The organism is Frondihabitans sp. VKM Ac-2883, assembly GCF_015350875.1.
GTDB lineage: Bacteria > Actinomycetota > Actinomycetes > Actinomycetales > Microbacteriaceae > Frondihabitans.
In genome coordinates this window covers 327,734-345,404 of the sequence record NZ_JADKSF010000001.1, presented here as the reverse complement: position 1 = coordinate 345,404, position 17,671 = coordinate 327,734, and the positions used below count along the sequence as shown (strand labels likewise).

20 protein-coding genes are annotated in these 17,671 nt (G+C 66.7%); 18 read left to right on the top strand and 2 right to left on the bottom strand.

The features are described 5' to 3' along the window. Positions 1-28 precede the first annotated feature (28 nt). From secY to map, 3 genes are read left to right on the top strand one after another with little or no spacing between them, the layout of a single operon-like run. Positions 29-1,351 (top strand): preprotein translocase subunit SecY, encoded by a 1,323-nt coding sequence (gene secY, locus ITJ49_RS01765; protein WP_055965016.1) that lies wholly within the window; start codon positions 29-31, stop codon positions 1,349-1,351. Further along, positions 1,348-1,965 (top strand): adenylate kinase, encoded by a 618-nt coding sequence (locus ITJ49_RS01760; protein ID WP_194600677.1) that lies wholly within the window; start codon positions 1,348-1,350, stop codon positions 1,963-1,965. The genes secY and ITJ49_RS01760 overlap by 4 nt, the downstream gene beginning before the upstream one ends. Before the next feature lie 32 nt (positions 1,966-1,997). Further along, positions 1,998-2,831 (top strand): type I methionyl aminopeptidase, encoded by an 834-nt coding sequence (map, locus tag ITJ49_RS01755; RefSeq protein WP_194600675.1) that lies wholly within the window; start codon positions 1,998-2,000, stop codon positions 2,829-2,831. A gap of 48 nt (positions 2,832-2,879) precedes the next feature. Here map and ITJ49_RS01750 read toward each other — a convergent pair whose 3' ends face one another. Next, complete coding sequence (locus tag ITJ49_RS01750) at positions 2,880-4,190, bottom strand: LCP family protein (RefSeq protein WP_194600673.1); 1,311 nt, start codon at positions 4,188-4,190, stop codon at positions 2,880-2,882. 267 nt (positions 4,191-4,457) lie between these two features. Here ITJ49_RS01750 and infA point away from each other — a divergent pair, with 267 nt between their 5' ends. From infA to glmM, 10 genes are all read left to right on the top strand, one after another. Beyond that, positions 4,458-4,679 (top strand): translation initiation factor IF-1, encoded by a 222-nt coding sequence (infA, locus tag ITJ49_RS01745; RefSeq protein ID WP_055965022.1) that lies wholly within the window; start codon positions 4,458-4,460, stop codon positions 4,677-4,679. A 104-nt stretch (positions 4,680-4,783) separates the two neighbouring features. Beyond that, positions 4,784-4,900, top strand: a complete 117-nt coding sequence (gene rpmJ / locus ITJ49_RS01740; RefSeq protein WP_055965025.1) for a 50S ribosomal protein L36 — start codon at positions 4,784-4,786, stop codon at positions 4,898-4,900. 204 nt (positions 4,901-5,104) lie between these two features. Further along, positions 5,105-5,479, top strand: a complete 375-nt coding sequence (gene rpsM / locus ITJ49_RS01735) for a 30S ribosomal protein S13 (RefSeq protein WP_055965028.1) — start codon at positions 5,105-5,107, stop codon at positions 5,477-5,479. Positions 5,480-5,521: 42 nt separating this feature from the next. Next, positions 5,522-5,920, top strand: coding sequence for a 30S ribosomal protein S11 (rpsK, locus tag ITJ49_RS01730; RefSeq protein ID WP_055799944.1), 399 nt, complete (start codon positions 5,522-5,524; stop codon positions 5,918-5,920). Positions 5,921-6,121: 201 nt separating this feature from the next. Then, a complete protein-coding gene (locus ITJ49_RS01725) occupies positions 6,122-7,114 on the top strand; it encodes a DNA-directed RNA polymerase subunit alpha (RefSeq protein ID WP_055965031.1) in 993 nt (330 codons plus the stop codon). Between the two features lie 51 nt (positions 7,115-7,165). Beyond that, the gene (gene rplQ / locus ITJ49_RS01720; RefSeq protein WP_055965034.1) at positions 7,166-7,762 is read left to right on the top strand and encodes a 50S ribosomal protein L17; all 597 of its coding nucleotides are present in this window, start codon (positions 7,166-7,168) and stop codon (positions 7,760-7,762) included. A gap of 208 nt (positions 7,763-7,970) precedes the next feature. Further along, the gene (locus tag ITJ49_RS01715; protein WP_370544329.1) at positions 7,971-8,849 is read left to right on the top strand and encodes a tRNA pseudouridine(38-40) synthase TruA; all 879 of its coding nucleotides are present in this window, start codon (positions 7,971-7,973) and stop codon (positions 8,847-8,849) included. 185 nt (positions 8,850-9,034) lie between these two features. Next, positions 9,035-9,481 carry a 50S ribosomal protein L13 gene (gene rplM, locus ITJ49_RS01710; RefSeq protein WP_055965036.1) on the top strand — a complete coding sequence of 149 codons (447 nt, stop codon included), beginning with the start codon at positions 9,035-9,037 and terminating at the stop codon, positions 9,479-9,481. Positions 9,482-9,510: 29 nt separating this feature from the next. Further along, positions 9,511-9,996, top strand: coding sequence for a 30S ribosomal protein S9 (rpsI, locus tag ITJ49_RS01705; protein WP_055965039.1), 486 nt, complete (start codon positions 9,511-9,513; stop codon positions 9,994-9,996). Between the two features lie 19 nt (positions 9,997-10,015). Beyond that, complete coding sequence (gene glmM / locus ITJ49_RS01700; protein ID WP_194600671.1) at positions 10,016-11,386, top strand: phosphoglucosamine mutase; 1,371 nt, start codon at positions 10,016-10,018, stop codon at positions 11,384-11,386. Positions 11,387-11,416: 30 nt separating this feature from the next. On the opposite strand, the gene coaA is transcribed toward glmM, so the two are convergent. Continuing rightward, positions 11,417-12,367 (bottom strand): type I pantothenate kinase, encoded by a 951-nt coding sequence (gene coaA, locus ITJ49_RS01695; protein WP_055965469.1) that lies wholly within the window; start codon positions 12,365-12,367, stop codon positions 11,417-11,419. A gap of 65 nt (positions 12,368-12,432) precedes the next feature. Here coaA and glmS point away from each other — a divergent pair, with 65 nt between their 5' ends. Genes glmS through tsaE form a run of 5 tightly spaced genes read left to right on the top strand, consistent with a single transcriptional unit; the run spans position 12,433 to position 17,481 of the window. Beyond that, positions 12,433-14,280, top strand: a complete 1,848-nt coding sequence (gene glmS / locus ITJ49_RS01690; protein WP_194600669.1) for a glutamine--fructose-6-phosphate transaminase (isomerizing) — start codon at positions 12,433-12,435, stop codon at positions 14,278-14,280. Between the two features lie 3 nt (positions 14,281-14,283). Further along, positions 14,284-14,676 carry a holo-ACP synthase gene (locus ITJ49_RS01685; RefSeq protein ID WP_370544328.1) on the top strand — a complete coding sequence of 131 codons (393 nt, stop codon included), beginning with the start codon at positions 14,284-14,286 and terminating at the stop codon, positions 14,674-14,676. Further along, positions 14,676-15,779: an alanine racemase gene (gene alr / locus ITJ49_RS01680; RefSeq protein WP_194600668.1), complete on the top strand. Its 1,104-nt coding sequence runs from the start codon at positions 14,676-14,678 to the stop codon at positions 15,777-15,779. The genes ITJ49_RS01685 and alr (ITJ49_RS01680) overlap by 1 nt, the downstream gene beginning before the upstream one ends. Continuing rightward, positions 15,776-16,954, top strand: coding sequence for an alanine racemase (gene alr / locus ITJ49_RS01675; RefSeq protein ID WP_194600666.1), 1,179 nt, complete (start codon positions 15,776-15,778; stop codon positions 16,952-16,954). The genes alr (ITJ49_RS01680) and alr (ITJ49_RS01675) overlap by 4 nt, the downstream gene beginning before the upstream one ends. A 35-nt stretch (positions 16,955-16,989) precedes the next feature. Beyond that, positions 16,990-17,481, top strand: a complete 492-nt coding sequence (gene tsaE, locus ITJ49_RS01670; RefSeq protein WP_194601371.1) for a tRNA (adenosine(37)-N6)-threonylcarbamoyltransferase complex ATPase subunit type 1 TsaE — start codon at positions 16,990-16,992, stop codon at positions 17,479-17,481. The last annotated feature ends 190 nt before the right edge of the window (positions 17,482-17,671 follow it).

Here is a 17,671-nt window from a genome sequence, read left to right as displayed (position 1 = left end):
TCGTTTATCCTCATACCGGGAGGCCACCATGTTCAGAGCTATTTCGCGGATATTCCGCACACCCGACCTTCGCCGAAAGATCGGGTTCACGCTCGGCATCATCGCGCTCTTCCGGTTGGGCAGCTTTATCCCCTCGCCCTTCGTCGACTACAGCAACGTGCAGGTCTGCCTCGCCGGCAACCAGTCGACCTCGGGTCTCTACGAGCTCGTCAACCTCTTCTCCGGTGGCGCGCTCCTTCAACTTTCGATCTTCGCGCTGGGCATCATGCCCTACATCACGTCGTCGATCATCGTGCAGCTGCTCCGCGTGGTCATCCCACACTTCGACGCGCTGTACAAAGAGGGCCAGACCGGTCAGGCCAAGCTGACGCAGTACACGCGCTACCTCACCATCGCCCTCGGAATCCTCCAGTCCACGACCCTGATCACGGTGGCGCGTTCCGGTGCTCTGTTCGGCTCGTCGACTGTGTCCGAGTGCAGCCAGCTCATCACGAACAACGCCTGGTACGCGATCCTCCTCATGGTCATCACCATGACCGCCGGTACCGGCCTCATCATGTGGATGGGCGAGCTGATCACCGAGCGCGGCATCGGCAACGGAATGTCGCTGCTCATCTTCACGTCGATCGCGGCCAAGTTCCCGACGGCGCTCTGGGCCATCCAGCAGGCAAAGGGCTTCGAGATCTTCCTGATGGTGATCGTCGTCGGCGTCGTCATCATGGGCCTTGTCGTGTTCGTGGAGCAATCGCAACGACGAATTCCCGTGCAGTACGCCAAACGAATGGTCGGGCGGCGAACCTACGGTGGCAATAACACGTACATCCCGATCAAGGTCAATATGGCGGGCGTCGTGCCGGTCATCTTCGCCTCGTCGCTCCTGTACCTGCCGGCCCTGGTCGCTCAGTTCAACACGCCGACCAACGGCACGGCTCCGGCCGCGTGGGTCAGCTGGGTCCAGACGAACCTCACGTCGGGCGACAAGCCGCTCTACATGCTCCTGTACTTCATGCTCATCATCGGGTTCACCTACTTCTACGTGGCGATCACGTTCAACCCCGAAGAGGTTGCCGACAACATGAAGAAGTACGGCGGGTTCATCCCCGGTATCCGTGCCGGTCGTCCCACCGCTGACTACCTCGACTACGTGCTCACCCGCGTCACCCTGCCCGGGTCGCTGTATCTGGGCCTGGTCGCCCTCATCCCGTTGATCGCTCTCGCCACAGTGGGCGCGAATCAGAACTTCCCCTTCGGCGGCGCGAGCATCCTGATCATCGTCGGTGTCGGTCTCGAGACGGTGAAGCAGGTCGACTCCCAGCTTCAGCAGCGCCACTACGAGGGTCTTCTTCGATGACTCCGGCTGCAGACGCCCGAGGAACGCGACTTCTCATCGTGGGTCCGCCCGGCGCGGGCAAGGGCACTCAGGCAGTGCGCATCGCCGAGACTTACGGGATCCCCGCGATTTCGACCGGAGACATCTTCCGAGCGAACGTGAAGAACGAGACGCCGCTGGGGCTCAAGGTGAAGACCATTCTCGACGCGGGCGACTACGTTCCCGACACGCTGACCAACGAGCTGATCGAAGACCGCCTGGCCCAGCCCGACGCCGAGCAGGGCTTCTTGCTCGACGGGTACCCGCGCACGGCCGACCAGGTCGACTACCTGGAGAGCCTCTTGCAGGGCAAGGGCGAGCAGCTCACAGCAGTCGTGCAACTCGTCGCGGATCGCGATGAAATCGTGGAGCGACTCCGCCGTCGGGCCGTTGAGCAGGGTCGCAGTGACGACACCGAAGAGGCCATTCGGCACCGTCAAGACGTCTATCTCCGCGAGACCGGTCCGCTGATCGCCGCGTATGGCGAGAAGGGCCTCGTGCTCGAGGTCGACGGACTCGGTTCGATCGACGACGTGGCCTCGCGCATCGATGACGCTCTCGCGTCACGAGGCATCCGGCCCACCGCCGCAGCCTGACCTCTTCCCGCTCTCAGAAACGAAGGCACCGCGTGGCTTTTCGCCGTCCCGGCATCTACAAGACTCCCGAAGAACTCCGGCGGATGGTCGCCCCAGGGCTGTTGACCGCGGCGTCGCTCGAGGCCGTCGCCGAGGCAATTCGTCCCGGCATCACGACTGGCGAGCTGGATGCGATCGCCGAGCGGACGATCCGTGCCGGCGGCGGCGAGCCGAACTTCATGCTCGTCCCCGGTTATCGGCACACGGTGTGCGCGTCGGTGAATGCCGACGTCGTGCATGGCATTCCGGGCGACCGGGTGCTGGTGCCGGGCGACATCGTGTCGATCGACAGCGGAGCTCAGCTCGACGAGTGGAACGGCGACTCGGCCCGGACATTCGTGCTTGCCGACCCGTCGGATCCTGAGCGTTTTGCTGAGCGCGAGCGCCTCAACCACGTGACCGAGCAGTCGCTCTGGCATGGCATCGCCGCGTTGGCGGCGGCTTCGCACCTCAATGAGGTGGGCGAAGCGATCGAGGAGTACATCGAGTCGCAGGGCGAATTCGGAATTCTCGAGGACTACGTCGGTCACGGCATCGGACGCTCGATGCACGAAGAGCCCCCGGTGTTCAACTACCGCGTCAAGGGTCGCGGCCCGTCGGTCAAGCCCGGCCTGGTCGTGGCCATCGAGCCGATGATCACCGCTGGCGGAATCGAGACCTTCACCCAGGGCGACGACTGGACTGTCACGACGACCGATTCATCTGACTCCGCGCATTGGGAGCACTCGGTCGCGGTCCATGCCGACGGCATCTGGGTGCTGACCGCGCCAGACGGTGGCGCCTCCGGGTTGGCTCCGCTCGGGGTCAAGCCGGTTCCGATCCCGTAGCACCCCGCTCCCAAGGGAGGCATGGCGATGCCTGCCGCCTTCGGGAGGTCAGCCGTTGCCGACGGAGCAGGTCTTCTCGGAGGCCGCCTGACCAGTGATAGTCGACGGAAGTGCCGTCGCCGTCGAGCTCGGTGTCGCCGAGGATTTCGGTGTCGCCGTCGCGCCGGACGAGGATCCGCTGCCCGCCGCTGTCCCGCCGTCGGTTGAGCTGCTGCTGCCGGAGGAGCCGCTGCCCGAAGAGCCGCCGGAGCCCGTCGAGCTTTCCGCCTGTGATGCTCGTCCGGTGCTGTCGTCTCCGAGCGTGAACTTGGTGTCGCTCTGCAGGTCGGCATTGAGGATGGCGGCGTCTGCTGCGGCCGGAACGACGCGGTTGGAGTTCTGCGGGTCTTCGGCCGTCGGGTATTGGACGAAGAGGACGCTCGAGAGGTCGATGTCTTTGAGCGCTGTGCCGAGCTCGATCATGGTGTCGGTGTTGCTGAGGCTCCGTGAGAGCGTCATGTTCTTGACGGCGGCGGAGGCAAGTCCGTAGAGCTTCACGGGATTGCTGAGGGTGCCGGCCGAGGCGATCTTGCGCATCATGGCGGAGAGGAACACCTGCTGGGACGAGATTCGCGCGAGGTCGCTGCCGTCACCCACACCATGGCGCGTGCGGAGGAACTCGAGCGCCTGGAGACCCTTGAGCGTGTGCGTACCGGCGGAGAGCTGCAGGCCTGAGTCGGTGTCGCTGATGGCCTGGGCGACGCAGACGTCGACTCCGCCGACGGCGTTCGACATCGAGATGACGCCGTCGAAGGTGATCTCGGCGGCATAGGGGATGGAGAGACCCGTCAGCGACTCGACGGTGGCGACGGTGCAGCCGAGACCCTGGCCGAGGCTGGTGTTGAACTGCTGGTAGGTCAGCGCGGGGAACGTGGCGCCGCCCGTGCCCGTGCAGGCGGGGAGGTCGACCATCAGGTCGCGAGGAAAGCTGACAGCGGTCATCTGCTTGTGGTCGGCCGACAAGTGGATCAGGATCGTGACGTCGTTGCGGCTGCCGTCGGCGACTCCGGCCTGCACCTCGGTCTGACCGACGCGGGTGTCGCTGCCGACGAGGAGGATGTTCGCGCCTCCCTCGATGGCGCCGATCGAGGTGTTCTCGGCAATCTTGTCTTCGGCGGCGCCGATCGACACGCTCTTGATCTGCGACTTGAGATTAAAGGCGGCGATGGCCGCCACGCTGCCGACGCTCATCACACCGACGCCGAGCGCGACTGCGAGGAGCATCGCCGTGAAGCGGAGGGGGTGCGGGCGGCGGAGCTGACCGTGGCGGGCGATGGGGTTCGCGCCCGTATGGCGACGGCTCGTGCGTTCTCCGGGCACGTTTCCTCGTTTCGTAGGGCTGCGACGTCGCTGGACTGGCGCGGCGATCGGCGTGTCGAGTTGACCCGCCAGGTTGAAAAACTGTAGCGCAATCGAATAAGATCGACCCTTGGTGCCGTGGGCCGCTCTCCGCGTGCAATCTTCGGATCGATTCCTATGAGTCGAATCCATGGGCTCTCAGCTTGGCAAGACTTCGGTCTCGTCTGCGAGACGTGCGGCACCAATCCCCGCAAGACCAGCAAACCAATTTTTAGCGACAGTGAGGCTATGGCCAAAAAAGACGGTGTCATCGAAATCGAAGGCGCAGTGGTCGAAGCGCTGCCCAACGCGATGTTTCGTGTTGAGCTGAGCAACGGGCACAAGGTTCTCGCGCACATCTCCGGCAAGATGCGGCAGCACTACATCCGCATCCTCCCCGAAGACCGTGTAATCGTCGAGCTGAGCCCCTACGACTTGACCCGCGGCCGGATCGTCTACCGCTACAAGTAGGCCAGCTCCTCTCCGAGGGTTCACCCCCGGCAAGGGCTGGTGCTGGAAAGGAACGGCTCGACGCATCCGTCGAGCACGAGGCCAGCGAGTCAAAAGGAAGCAACATGAAGGTCAAGCCCAGCGTCAAGCGCATCTGCGAGCACTGCAAGGTGATTCGCCGCAACGGTCGCGTCATGGTGATCTGCAACAGCAACCCGCGTCACAAGCAGCGTCAGGGCTAATAAGCCTGTCTCTGTGGGGCGGTTCTCTGCACCATCTCCACGCAGTGCCACCAGCACGCAGCACCACCAGCACCACTTCAAGCAGCATCAGAAGCTAAGGATCCACGACCACTCGTGGTTCCGGATCCTTGGCGGACACCCAGGGCGGAGGCCCTGGCACCGATGCTGTGACATACCTCCACCATCTCTCAAGGAGAAGCCACAATGGCACGTCTAGCAGGCGTTGACATCCCGCGCGACAAGCGCGTGGAAGTCGCACTGACCTACATCTACGGAGTCGGGCGCACACGCGCTCTCAAGGCTCTTGCCGAGACCTCGGTCGACGGCAACATCCGCGTGAAAGACCTCACCGACGACCAGCTCGTCCTCCTCCGCGACTTCATCGAAGGCAACTTCAAGGTGGAGGGTGACCTTCGTCGCGAGGTCGCCGCCGATATCCGCCGCAAGGTCGAGATCGGAAGCTACGAGGGCATCCGCCACCGTCGCGGTCTGCCCGTTCGCGGCCAGCGCACCAAGACGAACGCTCGTACCCGCAAGGGCCCGAAGCGCACCGTCGCCGGCAAGAAGAAGGCTCGATAGGCCCGGCGCCCGCCGTAGCCATCTAGGTTGTAGGAGAAAAAATTGGCAGCACCGAAGTCGGCCGCGCGTAAGCCCCGCCGTAAAGAGAAGAAGAACGTCGCAGTGGGCCAGGCCCACATCAAGTCGACCTTCAACAACACCATCGTTTCGATCACCGATCCCTCGGGTGCCGTGCTGAGCTGGGCTTCGTCCGGCGCCGTCGGCTTCAAGGGCTCACGCAAGTCGACCCCGTTCGCCGCACAGCTCGCAGCCGAGTCGGCCGCGCGCCAGGCTCAGGAGCACGGCGTCAAGAAGGTCGACGTGTTCGTGAAGGGCCCGGGATCGGGTCGCGAGACCGCCATCCGCTCGCTCCAGGCCGCTGGCCTCGAGGTGGGTTCCATCAACGACGTCACGCCGCAGGCGCACAACGGGTGCCGCCCGCCGAAGCGTCGCCGCGTCTGAGTTAGCCGTTTCGCCGTGCCTCCGGTGCCCTCCTCGCGGGGGCTCCGGGGTCGCGGCGTTCCGCTCGTTCTCTCGTCACCCGGCTCCGACGCCGCTCGCGTCCGGTCGCCGAGGTGCTTCACAACTCAACAGACCGACTGACAGCCACCAGTCGTACCGCCAAGAGTCATATAGCGGACTCTTCGCCGAAAGGAATCCACAGTGCTCATTGCACAGCGCCCCACTCTCACCGAGGAGAACATCTCGGAGTTCCGCTCCCGCTTCGTGATCGAGCCCCTCGAGCCTGGCTTCGGCTACACGCTCGGCAACTCGATGCGTCGCACCCTCCTTTCGTCGATCCCCGGAGCAGCTGTCACCAGCATCCGCATCGACGGCGTGCTTCACGAGTTCACGACTGTTCCCGGTGTGAAAGAAGACGTCACCGAGATCATCCTGAACATCAAGAGCCTGGTCGTCGCGAGCGAGCACGACGAGCCGATCACGGCTTACCTGCGCAAGCAGGGTGCCGGTCAGGTCACCGCCGCCGACATCTCGGTTCCCGCCGGTGTCGAGGTGCACAACCCCGACCTGGTCATCGCGACGCTGAACGACAAGGCGAAGTTCGAGCTCGAGCTCACGATCGAGCGTGGCCGTGGCTACGTGTCGGCCGTGCAGAACCGCTCGGAGTTCTCCGAGGCCGGTCAGATCCCGATCGACTCGATCTACTCGCCCGTCCTCAAGGTGACCTACCGCGTCGAGGCGACTCGTGCCGGTGAGCGCACCGACTTCGACCGCCTCGTCGTCGACGTCGAGACCAAGCCCGCGATCAGCCCGCGCGACGCCATCGCTTCGGCCGGCCGCACCCTGACCGAGCTATTCGGACTCGCTCGCGAACTCAACAACGCGGCCGAGGGCATCGAGATCGGCCCCGCGCCGGTCGACGCCGTCCTCTCGTCGGAGCTCCAGACGCCGATCGAAGACCTCGACCTCTCCGTGCGCAGCTACAACTGCCTCAAGCGCGAGGGCATCAACACGGTTTCCGAACTGGTCGCTCTCTCGGAGACGCAGCTCATGAACATCCGTAACTTCGGACAGAAGTCGGTCGATGAGGTGAAGGACAAGCTCGTCGAGCTCGGCCTTTCACTGAAAGACACCGTGCCCGGTTTCGACGGCGCTCACTTCTACAGCGGCTACGACGAGGAGGAGACCAACTAGGTCTCCTGGCTCTTCTCGCCGTATCCATTTACACACCTTTAGGAATCCACCATGCCAAAGCCCACCAAGGGTGCCCGCCTCGGAGGCGGACCCGCTCACGAGCGTCTTCTCCTCGCCAACATGGCCGGCCAGCTGTTCACGTACAAGAGCATCAAGACGACCGAGACGAAGGCCAAGCGCCTCCGCCCCGTCGCCGAGCGCCTCGTCACCTTCGCCAAGCGCGGTGACCTGCATTCGCGTCGTCGCGTGCTGAGCATCCTCCGCAACAAAGAGACCACGCACGTCCTGTTCTCCGAGGTCGCGCCGCTGGTCGAGCTGCGTGAGGGCGGCTACACCCGCATCACGAAGCTCGGCTTCCGCAAGGGCGACAACGCGTCGATGGTGCAGATCGAGCTCGTTCTCGAGCCCGTGACCCCGAAGACCAAGAAGTCGTCGTCGAAGGCTGCTGCTGCCGCTCCCGCCTCGACCGAGGCCCTGCTGGAGGAGCCGGCTGAAGAGCTGACCACCTCTGACGAGGCGATCATCGAGGCCACGACCGAGGCTCCCGACGCCGACAACGCGGCCGAGACGACCGAGGCTGACGCCGAGGCCGCCTTCAGCGACGAGGCTCCGGCCGACGACGCCGCTGCCGACGAGGCCAAGAAGTAACCAGCAACTCGCGCCACACAGAAGGCCCACCCTCCTCAGGAGGGTGGGCCTTCTGCCGTCTCGCGCCCCTGCCGTCTCCAGCCCTGCCCCGCTTGCAAATTCGAAGGAAAAACCCGCCGGCGGCGACGAGAACATGCCGATCCGGGCCCGGTGTGACGAGAATCTCCTTCAAATTCGGCGGGGCAACAGGTCGGTAGACTCGTCGACCGTGAGCGACGAGATGACAAGGATCCGCCTCGACGTCTCTTACGACGGGACCGCCTTCAATGGCTGGAGCACCCAGCCGGGCCTCCGCACGGTCGAGGGCGAGCTCACCCGGGCTCTCGAGATCACGCTGCAGCGCTATCTTCCGGCGCCTCGACTGATCGTGGCCGGTCGCACTGACACGGGCGTCCACGCCATCGGCCAGGTCGTGCACCTCGATCTCACACCCGAGCAGTTCGCCTTTCTGTCGGTGGCGCACCGCAACCGCACGAAGTACCCCCCGTATCCGCCCGCCATGCGACTCGGCCGTCGGATCAACGGTCTGGCGGGTGCCGAGGGCGACCTCCACGTCACGGACGCCACGATCGTGCCCCGCACCTTCGACGCGCGCTATTCGGCCCTCTGGCGCGAGTACGAGTACCGGGTGTCGGATCTCTCGGGCCCTCGGCATCCGATCCGCCGCCTCGACACACTGTGGTTCGACGCGACGGTCGACATCGACCGGATGAACGCAGCAGCCCTCTCGCTCCTCGGTTTGGAAGACTGGGCGGCGTACTGTCAGCAGCGCGATGGCGCGACGACCATCCGCACACTGGAGGCATTCCACTGGCGACGCGACCCGGATGGGATCCTCGTCGCCCGCGTGCGAGCCGACGCCTTCTGCCACAGCATGGTGCGGTCGCTGGTCGGTGCGACTCTCGCCGTCGGCGAGGGCCGCCTCGAGGTCGACGACGTGGTCAGGATCCGAGACTCCCGCGCCCGCAAGGGCCAGTTCAAGGTCGCCGCAGCCAACGGCCTCACTCTGATGCACGTCGCCTACCCCGACGAAGCGGAGTTCGCCTCGCGAGCGGCTCTCACCCGCTCGAAGCGCGAGGCCATGTGACGGACGCGACCAGCCCGCTTGCCGGGTGTTGTCGGATCCTGTAACGTATCCCCTTGGTGTCTGCGCAACTGCGCGCTTCACCCGAAGTTGAGCCCTCCACCTGACTCATTCGTCTCGCATCGCGAGTGAATGGCAACGGAGCGGGATTCACGAACCTCTCACCTCGACCAGAAAGCAGCACTACTGTGACGCGCACTTTCTCCCCCAAGCCGGCTGATGTTCAGCCGGAGTGGCTGATCATCGACGCGAACGACATCGTTCTCGGCCGTCTCGCCAGCCACGTCGCCGCACTTCTCCGCGGCAAGCACAAGCCGACCTTTGCTCCGCACATGGACATGGGCGACTTCGTCATCGTCATCAACGCCGAGAAGGTCGCACTGACCGGCTCCAAGCTTCAGACGAAGCTCGCCTACCGCCACTCGGGTTACCCGGGCGGCCTCCGCGCTCAGACCTACGCCGAGATGCTCGAGAAGCACCCGACTCGCGCCGTCGAGAAGGCGATCCGCGGCATGCTGCCGAAGAACTCGCTGGGCCGTGCCCAGATCTCGAAGCTGAAGGTGTACGCGGGCCCTGAGCACCCTCACGCCGCTCAGAAGCCCACGGTGTACACCCTCGACCAGGTCGCCCAGTAGCGACCGCTGAAGACTTAAGGATCCCTACAGTGGCAAGCATCGCCGATTCCATCGAATCCACCCCCGAGAGCTTCACGACCGAGAGCGCAGCCCCGGTTGCCGCGGCCGCCCCTCGCCCCGTCCTCACCGTCGGCGGCGGCGCCGTCGGTCGTCGCAAGCAGGCCATCGCCCGCGTGCGCCTCACGCCCGGCACCGGTGTCATCACCGTCAATGGCCGCACGCTCGAGGAGTACTTCCCCAACAAGCTGCACCAGCAGCTGATCAACGACCCGTTCAAGGTCCTCGATCTGCTCGGCTCGTACGACGTCGTCGCGAAGATCTCCGGTGGTGGCCCCTCGGGTCAGGCCGGCGCCCTCCGCCTCGGCATCAGCCGCACGCTGAACGAGATCGACGAAGAGAACAACCGCGCCGAGCTGAAGAAGGCGGGCTTCCTCAGCCGCGACGCTCGCGTCAAGGAGCGCAAGAAGGCTGGTCTCAAGAAGGCCCGTAAGGCTCCTCAGTTCTCCAAGCGCTAACACCTGGCGAGGCTTCGCGATGACGCGACTTTTCGGAACCGACGGAGTTCGGGGCCTTGCCAACCGTGAGCTGACGGCCGCGCTTGCCCTGGGTCTTGCCCAGGCGAGCGCGGTCGTGCTCACTCGCGGGCATCACGCCGATGCCCGCCGCGCGGAGGGCCGCCGTCCCACGGCCGTCCTCGCGCGTGACCCCCGTGTCTCGGGTGAATTCTTGGCCGCTGCGGTTGCCGCCGGCCTTGCTTCCTCTGGCGTCGACGTGCTCGACGCCGGAGTGATCACCACCCCCGCCGCGGCGTTTCTCGTCGACGACGCGAGGGCCGATTTCGGTGTGATGATCAGTGCCTCGCACAATCCCGCACCCGACAACGGCATCAAGTTCTTCGCATTCGGAGGCACCAAACTGCCCGACGAGGTCGAAGACCGGATCGAAGCGACCATGGACGCCCCGCGGCTGATGCCGGTGGGTGGCGACGTGGGCAGGATCCGCCGCTTCGCGGACGCCGAAGACCGCTACGTCGTGCATCTGCTCGGAGCCGTGAAGAACCGACTCGACGGCATCCACGTCGTGCTCGACTGCGCCCACGGAGCGGCAGCCGGCGTCTCGCCCGAGGTCTTCCACGATCTGGGCGCCAAAGTGACCGTGATCGGGGCAGACCCCGACGGCATGAACATCAACGACGGTGTGGGCTCCACCCACCTCGATAACCTGGCGGCCGCAGTTCTCGAGCACGGGGCCGACGTCGGCATCGCGCACGACGGCGACGCCGATCGCTGCCTCGCGGTCGACGCCGACGGCAACGTGGTCGACGGCGACCAGATCATGGCGATCCTCGCCGTTGCGATGAAAGAGCGCGGCGACCTCGTGCACGACACGCTCGTCGCGACGGTCATGTCGAACCTGGGTTTGAAACGCGCCATGGCCGCCAACGGCATTGCGATGGTCGAGACCGGAGTGGGCGACCGCTACGTGCTCGAGGCGATGAACGAGCACGGCTACAACCTCGGCGGCGAGCAGTCGGGGCATATCGTGTTCGCCGATCACGCGACGACGGGTGACGGGATCCTGACCGGGCTCTCGATCGTGGCCGAGATGGCTCGCACCGGCAAGACACTCGCCGAGTTGGCCTCGGTCATGACCGTGTTCCCGCAGATTCTGATCAACGTGCGCGGCGTCGACCGGACCCGCCTCACCGGCGACGAGGTCATCGACGAGGCCGTCCTGGCCGCGGAGCGCGAACTCGGCGACTCCGGCCGAGTGCTGCTGCGCCCGTCCGGCACCGAGCAGCTCGTGCGTGTGATGGTCGAGGCGGCATCCCAAGACGACGCCGACCGGATCGCGCACTCGCTCGCGGAGGTCGTGCGGGAGCGCCTGGCCACTGCCGCCGCGTAGGGCGTGCCGCCGGATCCTTCGGTTCTGTCGTCAGATCTTGCGGAGGAGCACGCTCGACACCTTGTGGTCGGCGCCCTTGCGAAGCACGAGTGTCGCGCGAGATCTCGTCGGCTGAACGTTCTGCTTGAGGTTCGGCTCGTTGACGCTCCGCCAGACCTGGCGTGCGAATTCGAGGGCCTCCGCCTCCGGGATGGCCGCGAACCGGTGGAAGAACGAGTCTTCTTGGCTGAACGCGCCCTCTCGCAGTGATCGGAAGCGCTCGACGAACCAGTTCTCGATGTCGTGCGTGCGAGCGTCGACGTAGACCGTGAAGTCGAACAGGTCGGAGAGCGCGAGGCGACCGCCGATCGGCGGCTGGAGCACGTTGAGGCCCTCGACGATGAGGATGTCGGGGCGTCGGACGACCACCTCGGCCCCCGGCACGATGTCGTACTCGATGTGCGAGTAGAACGGCGCCCGGACCTCTTCGGCCCCGCTCTTGACGTTGGTCACGAACTTCAGGAGTGCGCGGCGGTCGTACGACTCGGGGAAGCCCTTGCGGTCCATGATGCCGCGGCGCTCGAGCTCGGCGTTGGGGTAGAGGAACCCGTCGGTGGTGATCAGCTCGACGCGGGGGGTGTCGCTCCACCGCGACAGGAGTTCGCGGAGCAGACGCGCGACCGTCGACTTGCCGACGGCGACGGAGCCGGCGACCCCGATGACGAAGGGGGTGCGCTGCGCGCGCTCCCCGAGGAAGTCGCTGGTGGCCCGGTGCAGGTTGCGCGCACCACCGGCGTAGAGGTTGAGCAGGCGGCTCAGCGGGACGTAGACGTCGCTGACCTCCTGCAGATCGAGCCGGTCGCCGAGCCCCCGGAGCTGCACGAGCTCCGTCTCTGTCAGCGGATTCTTCGCCACGGGCGCGAGCGCAGCCCAGTCCGCACGGTCGATCTCGACGAACGGCGTGGGATGGGTGGGAGGAGCGGCGGTGGTCGCATCGGCCATGCGGTACAGGCTATCCATCGCGAGGCGGACGAGGTGCACGGGACAGGTCGAATAGGCTGGCTCGCATGTGTGGCATCGTGGGTTACGTCGGAACGGACAAGAGCGTCGAGGTACTTCTCGGCGGATTGAAGCGGCTTGAGTACCGCGGCTACGACTCGGCAGGAATCGCCATCGTCGACGCCGACGGAGAGCTCGGCATGCGCAAGAAAGCCGGCAAGCTGCAGATGCTGGTGGACGACCTCGAGGCGGCTCCGCTCCGAGACGGCACCACCGGAATCGGGCACACGCGCTGGGCCACCCACGGCGGCCCGACAGATGAGAACGCGCACCCGCACCTCTCCGACGGGGGCCGGCTCGCGCTGATCCACAACGGGATCATCGAGAACTTCTCCGAGCTGAAAGAAGAGCTGCTGCTCGAGGGTGTCCAGTTCGCGAGCGAGACCGACTCCGAGGTCGCGGCGCACCTCGTCGCCCGGGAGTACCGCCGTTCGGGCGACCTCACCGAAGCTCTCCGCGCGGTCGTGCAGCGGCTCGAGGGCGCGTTCACGCTCCTCGTCGTGCACGCCGACCAGCCCGGCGTCGTCGTCGGTGCCCGCCGCAACTCGCCGCTCGTGATCGGGCTCGGCGACGGCGAGAACTTCCTCGGCTCCGACGTGGCCGCGTTCGTCGAGTTCACTCACCGTGCCATGGCGATCGGGCAAGACCAGATCGTGACGATCTCGTCCGAGGCCGTCAACGTCATCGACTTCGAGGGCAACCCCGTCGAGGCGAGCGAGTTCGAGATCACCTGGGACGCGAAGGCGGCCGAAAAGGGCGGCTGGTCGAGCTTCATGGCGAAAGAGATCAGCGAAGAGCCCGAGGCCGTGGCGAACACGCTGCTCGGCCGCGCGGTCGACGGGGCCGTTCACCTCGACGACCTCGACGCGATCAAAGACCGCCTGCTGACCGTGAACCGTCTCATCATCATCGCGTGCGGTACGGCGGCGTATGCCGGGATCCTCGGCAAGTACGCCATCGAGCAGTGGTCGCGCCTCCCCGTCGAGGTCGAGCTCGCGCACGAGTTCCGCTATCGCGACCCCGTGCTCGACGCGCACACCCTCGTCGTGTCGATCAGCCAGTCCGGCGAGACGATGGACACCCTGATGGCCGTCAAGTACGCCCGCGAGCAGGGCGCCCAGGTGCTGTCGATCTGCAACACACAGGGCGCGACGATTCCGCGCGAGAGCGACGCCGTCATCTACACGCACGCCGGCCCGGAGGTCGCGGTGGCGTCGACCAAGGCGTTCGTCGCCCAGGGCACCGCGCTGTTCCTGCTCGGCCTCCACCTCGCGACGATCCGCGGCACGATGACGAGCGCCGAGATCGCCGAGCAGGTCGACGACCTCAAGGCGATCCCGGAGAAGATCTCGCGCGTGCTCGAGACCGGCGAGCGGATCAAGACGCTGGCCGGCTGGATGGCCGATACCCGCTCCGTGCTGTTCCTTGGCCGTCATGTCGGCTACCCCATCGCTCTCGAGGGAGCCCTCAAGCTCAAAGAGCTGGCGTACATCCACGCCGAGGGCTTCGCGGCAGGTGAGCTGAAGCATGGCCCCATCGCTCTGATCGAGCCGGGCCAGATCGTCTTCGTGATCGTCCCGTCGCCCCGCGACCCGCGCTCGCTGCACCCCAAGGTCGTCTCGAACATCCAAGAGATCCGGGCCCGCGGCGCTCGCGTCATCGCCATCGCCGAAGAGGGCGACGCCGCCGTGCTGCCCTTCGCCGACGAGGTGCTGCACATTCCGCTCGCGGCCCCGCTGTTCGAGTCGCTGCTCGCCGTGGTGCCCCTGCACATCTTCGGAATGGAGCTCGCAGCCGCCAAGGGGCTCGACGTCGACCAGCCCCGCAACCTGGCCAAGAGCGTCACGGTCGAGTAAGCGGTGGCCATCGTCGGGATCGGGGTCGACGTGGTCGACGTCGCACGCTTCGGGCGTGCGCTCGAGCGGACCCCGAAACTGCGGTGGCGACTTTTCAGCGACTCCGAACTGGTGCGAAACGGCGAGCCGCGGGCGATCGAGTCTCTCGCGGCCCGGTTCGCGGCGAAGGAGGCGCTCATCAAGGCGCTCGGCGGTTCGGCGGGAGTCTTCTGGCACGACATGGTCGTGGGGGCCGACGACCAGCGGGCTCCCTCCCTCCAGCTCAGCGGCGGGGCTGCGGCGCTCGCCGCCTCCCGCGGAGCCGACGAAATCCACCTTTCGCTCAGTCACGACGCCGGCATCGCGACCGCCTTCGTCGTCGCCGAGCGAACGACACGACAAGGATCCGACGGCTGATGCGTGGCCCACTCGTCTCGATCGATACAGCGGCTCTGCGCCAGAACGTCCAGGTGCTCCGTGCGGCGGTCGCTCCGGCCAAGGTGATGACGGTCGTGAAGGCCAATGCCTACGGGCACGGCGCCGTCGCGTGCGCGCTCGCCTTCGAAGACGCCGGCGTCGACTGGCTCGGCGTGGTCGACCTCGACGAGGCCACAGCGCTTCGTGCCGGCGGGGTGAAACTGCCGATACTCGCCTGGCTGCACGCCCCCGGCGAGACGTTCGAGCGCGCCGTGCAGCACGACATCACCCCGGGCATCTCCGACCTCGCGCAGCTCGAAGCCTGCGTCGCGGCTGGCGTGCCCCGCGTGCACCTGTGCCTCGACACCGGGCTGAGTCGCAACGGCGCTGTGGAATCGGAATGGCCGGCGCTCTTCGACCGGGCGGCTGAACTCCGCGACCGCATCACGGTCGAGGGCGTCATGAGCCACCTGTCGAACACCTCGCCGCAGGCGGACGGGCACCAGATGGCGTCGTTCGTCACCGCCGCCGGCATGCTCGGCGAGCGAGGCATCACGCCGCCGCTGCAGCACCTCGCCGCCTCCGCGGCCTCTGTGTCGTACGGGGCGTCGCGGATCACGATGGTGCGCATCGGCCTCGCGTCATACGGTCTGTCACCCTTCGCCGACCGTTCACCCGGCGACCTCGGCCTCCGCTCGGCACTGACCCTGTCGGCCCCGGTGATCGGCATCAAAGAGGTGGCGGCCGGTGAGGGCACCTCGTACGGCTACACCTGGCGCGCTGAGCGCGACACGCGACTCGCGCTCCTACCGCTCGGCTACGCCGACGGCATCGAGCGGCACGCGGGCAACCGTGCGTTCGCCCTGATCGGGGGCGAACTGCGACCCGTCGTGGGCCGCATCGCCATGAACTCGATGACGGTCGACATCGGGCCCGAGTCGACGGACGCCGGTGCGGCCGTGCACCTCGGCGACGAGGCGATCCTGTTCGGCGACGCGACGGTCGGGCACCCCACCGCATTCGATTGGGCCGAATCGACGGGAACAATCAACTACGAGGTCGTGGCGCGACTGTCGCCGCGACTGCCGAGGAGCTACCGATGAGCGAGGTCTCACCCGCCGAGACACCGTGGCTGCGACGCGCGACCATCGACCTCGGCGCCTACCGGAGCAACGTCGCGCGCCTGCGCGAGCTCGTAGCGCCGGCCGAGCTGATGGCCGTGGTGAAGGCGGACGGATACGGACACGGCGCGACACACGTCGCGGCGGCGGCTGTGGCTGCCGGGGTGACGTGGCTCGGATCCTTAAGTCTCGAGAACGCGCACGAGTTGCGTGCCTCGGGGATCGGCCCCGAGATCGCGGTCTTCGCATGGCAGTTCGCTGCGTCGGAGACCTTCGAGCGAGCCGTCGCCGAGAAGATCGACCTGGGGCTGTCGTCGGTCGCGCAGCTCGACGCGGTGGCGCGGGCCGTCGAGGCGATCGCCGAGGCGGCCGCGCCCGACGCCACCGAGGGGCGCTCGGTCGAGCCCGCCCGGGTGCACTTGAACGTCGACACCGGCCTGCACCGCGACGGAGTGCTGCAGAACGACTGGGACGCCGTCGTGACGCGCGCTGTCGAACTGGTGGGCCGGGGGATCCTGGAACTGCGAGGGGTGTACTCGCACCTGGCGGAGGCCTCCGATGAGGAAGACACTGACTCGGCCATGCTGCTGACCGAGTCGATCGAGCGGGCTCAGGAGCTCGGTGCGCGGTTCAAACTGAGGCATCTGACGGCGTCGAGCGCGGGGATGGAGCGCCCCGAACTGCGGCTCGACATGGTGCGGATGGGGTCGAACACGTATGGGATCCCGGTGACGGATGGCGTCTCGGCCTCCGACCGCGGGCTCACCCCGGTGATGACGCTGCAGGCTCGGGTAGCGCGGGTCAAGCGCGTGGCCGCCGGGACGGGCGTGTCGTACGACTACACGTTCGTCGCTCCGAAAGACACGACGCTCGCTCTCGTGCCGGTCGGGTACGCCGACGGCATCTCGCGGCGGGCGCAGCACGGGGTCACGATTGCGCTCAACGGCAAGCGGTACCCGATCGTGGGCCGGGTCGCCATGGACCAGTTCTTGATCGATGTGGGCGACGACGAGGTGTCGGTCGGCGACGAGGTCACGCTGTTCGGCTCGGGCTCGCAGAACGAACTCACGGTGGGGGAGTGGGCCGACCTGATCGGGACGATCGGCGAAGAGGTGTGCTGTTCGATCGGGGCGCGGGTGCCGCGGGTGTACGTGTGATCCTGTTCGACGGTCCTGTGGCCGATGCAACCGCCATGGAGGGTTTCGGCCTGCACCTGGCCGGGCTGCTTCGGGCCGGAGACCTGCTCGTGCTGACCGGGCCGCTCGGAGCCGGGAAGACGACGATGACGCGTGGTCTCGGCCGCGGTCTCGGGGTGCGGGGTCAGGTGGCCTCGCCGACGTTCGTGCTCGCGCGGACTCACCCGTCGCTCACCCCGGGCGGAGTGCCGCTCGTGCACGTCGACGCGTATCGGCTGGGTTCGGCGGCCGAGCTCGACGACCTCGACATCGACTACGACGCGTCGGTGGTGGTCGTGGAGTGGGGTGCCGGGCTGCTCGACGGCGTGGCGTCGTCGTGGCTGGACGTGAAGATCTCGCGGCCTGTGGGTGCTGGGGACGGTGCTGGTGTTGGTGACGCGGGTTCTGCGGGCCCCGATGCGATCGACGCCGCTGAGGTGCCCGACGAGCCGCGTCACGTGGTCGTCGAAGCGCACGGGCCCCGCTGGCACGGGGTGTCGCTGGGCTGAGTGGCCGGAGGTAACGCAGGGCGGGGGCGTTGACGCGGGCGCGGGCATCTCCCTGGAGGCGTTTTGCGCGCGATCAAATTTGATGCGGCGCAAAACGTCTCTGAGGAGGTGCCGCCACCCGCGAATCAGACCGGGGTGCGGGGAGGCGGGGCGGGCCCATGATGCGGACTCGGCACCATCAGGATCCGTG

Coding starts and splice junctions, on each gene's coding strand:
- secY (WP_055965016.1), top strand. CDS start 29: ATGTTCAGAGCTATTTCGCGGATATTCCGCACACCCGACCTTCGCCGA.
- tsaE (WP_194601371.1), top strand. CDS start 16,990: ATGGAGGGTTTCGGCCTGCACCTGGCCGGGCTGCTTCGGGCCGGAGAC.
- alr (WP_194600666.1), top strand. CDS start 15,776: ATGAGCGAGGTCTCACCCGCCGAGACACCGTGGCTGCGACGCGCGACC.
- ITJ49_RS01760 (WP_194600677.1), top strand. CDS start 1,348: ATGACTCCGGCTGCAGACGCCCGAGGAACGCGACTTCTCATCGTGGGT.
- glmM (WP_194600671.1), top strand. CDS start 10,016: ATGACGCGACTTTTCGGAACCGACGGAGTTCGGGGCCTTGCCAACCGT.
- glmS (WP_194600669.1), top strand. CDS start 12,433: ATGTGTGGCATCGTGGGTTACGTCGGAACGGACAAGAGCGTCGAGGTA.
- coaA (WP_055965469.1), bottom strand. CDS start 12,367: ATGGCCGATGCGACCACCGCCGCTCCTCCCACCCATCCCACGCCGTTC.
- rpsM (WP_055965028.1), top strand. CDS start 5,105: ATGGCACGTCTAGCAGGCGTTGACATCCCGCGCGACAAGCGCGTGGAA.
- rplQ (WP_055965034.1), top strand. CDS start 7,166: ATGCCAAAGCCCACCAAGGGTGCCCGCCTCGGAGGCGGACCCGCTCAC.
- alr (WP_194600668.1), top strand. CDS start 14,676: ATGCGTGGCCCACTCGTCTCGATCGATACAGCGGCTCTGCGCCAGAAC.
- rpmJ (WP_055965025.1), top strand. CDS start 4,784: ATGAAGGTCAAGCCCAGCGTCAAGCGCATCTGCGAGCACTGCAAGGTG.
- infA (WP_055965022.1), top strand. CDS start 4,458: ATGGCCAAAAAAGACGGTGTCATCGAAATCGAAGGCGCAGTGGTCGAA.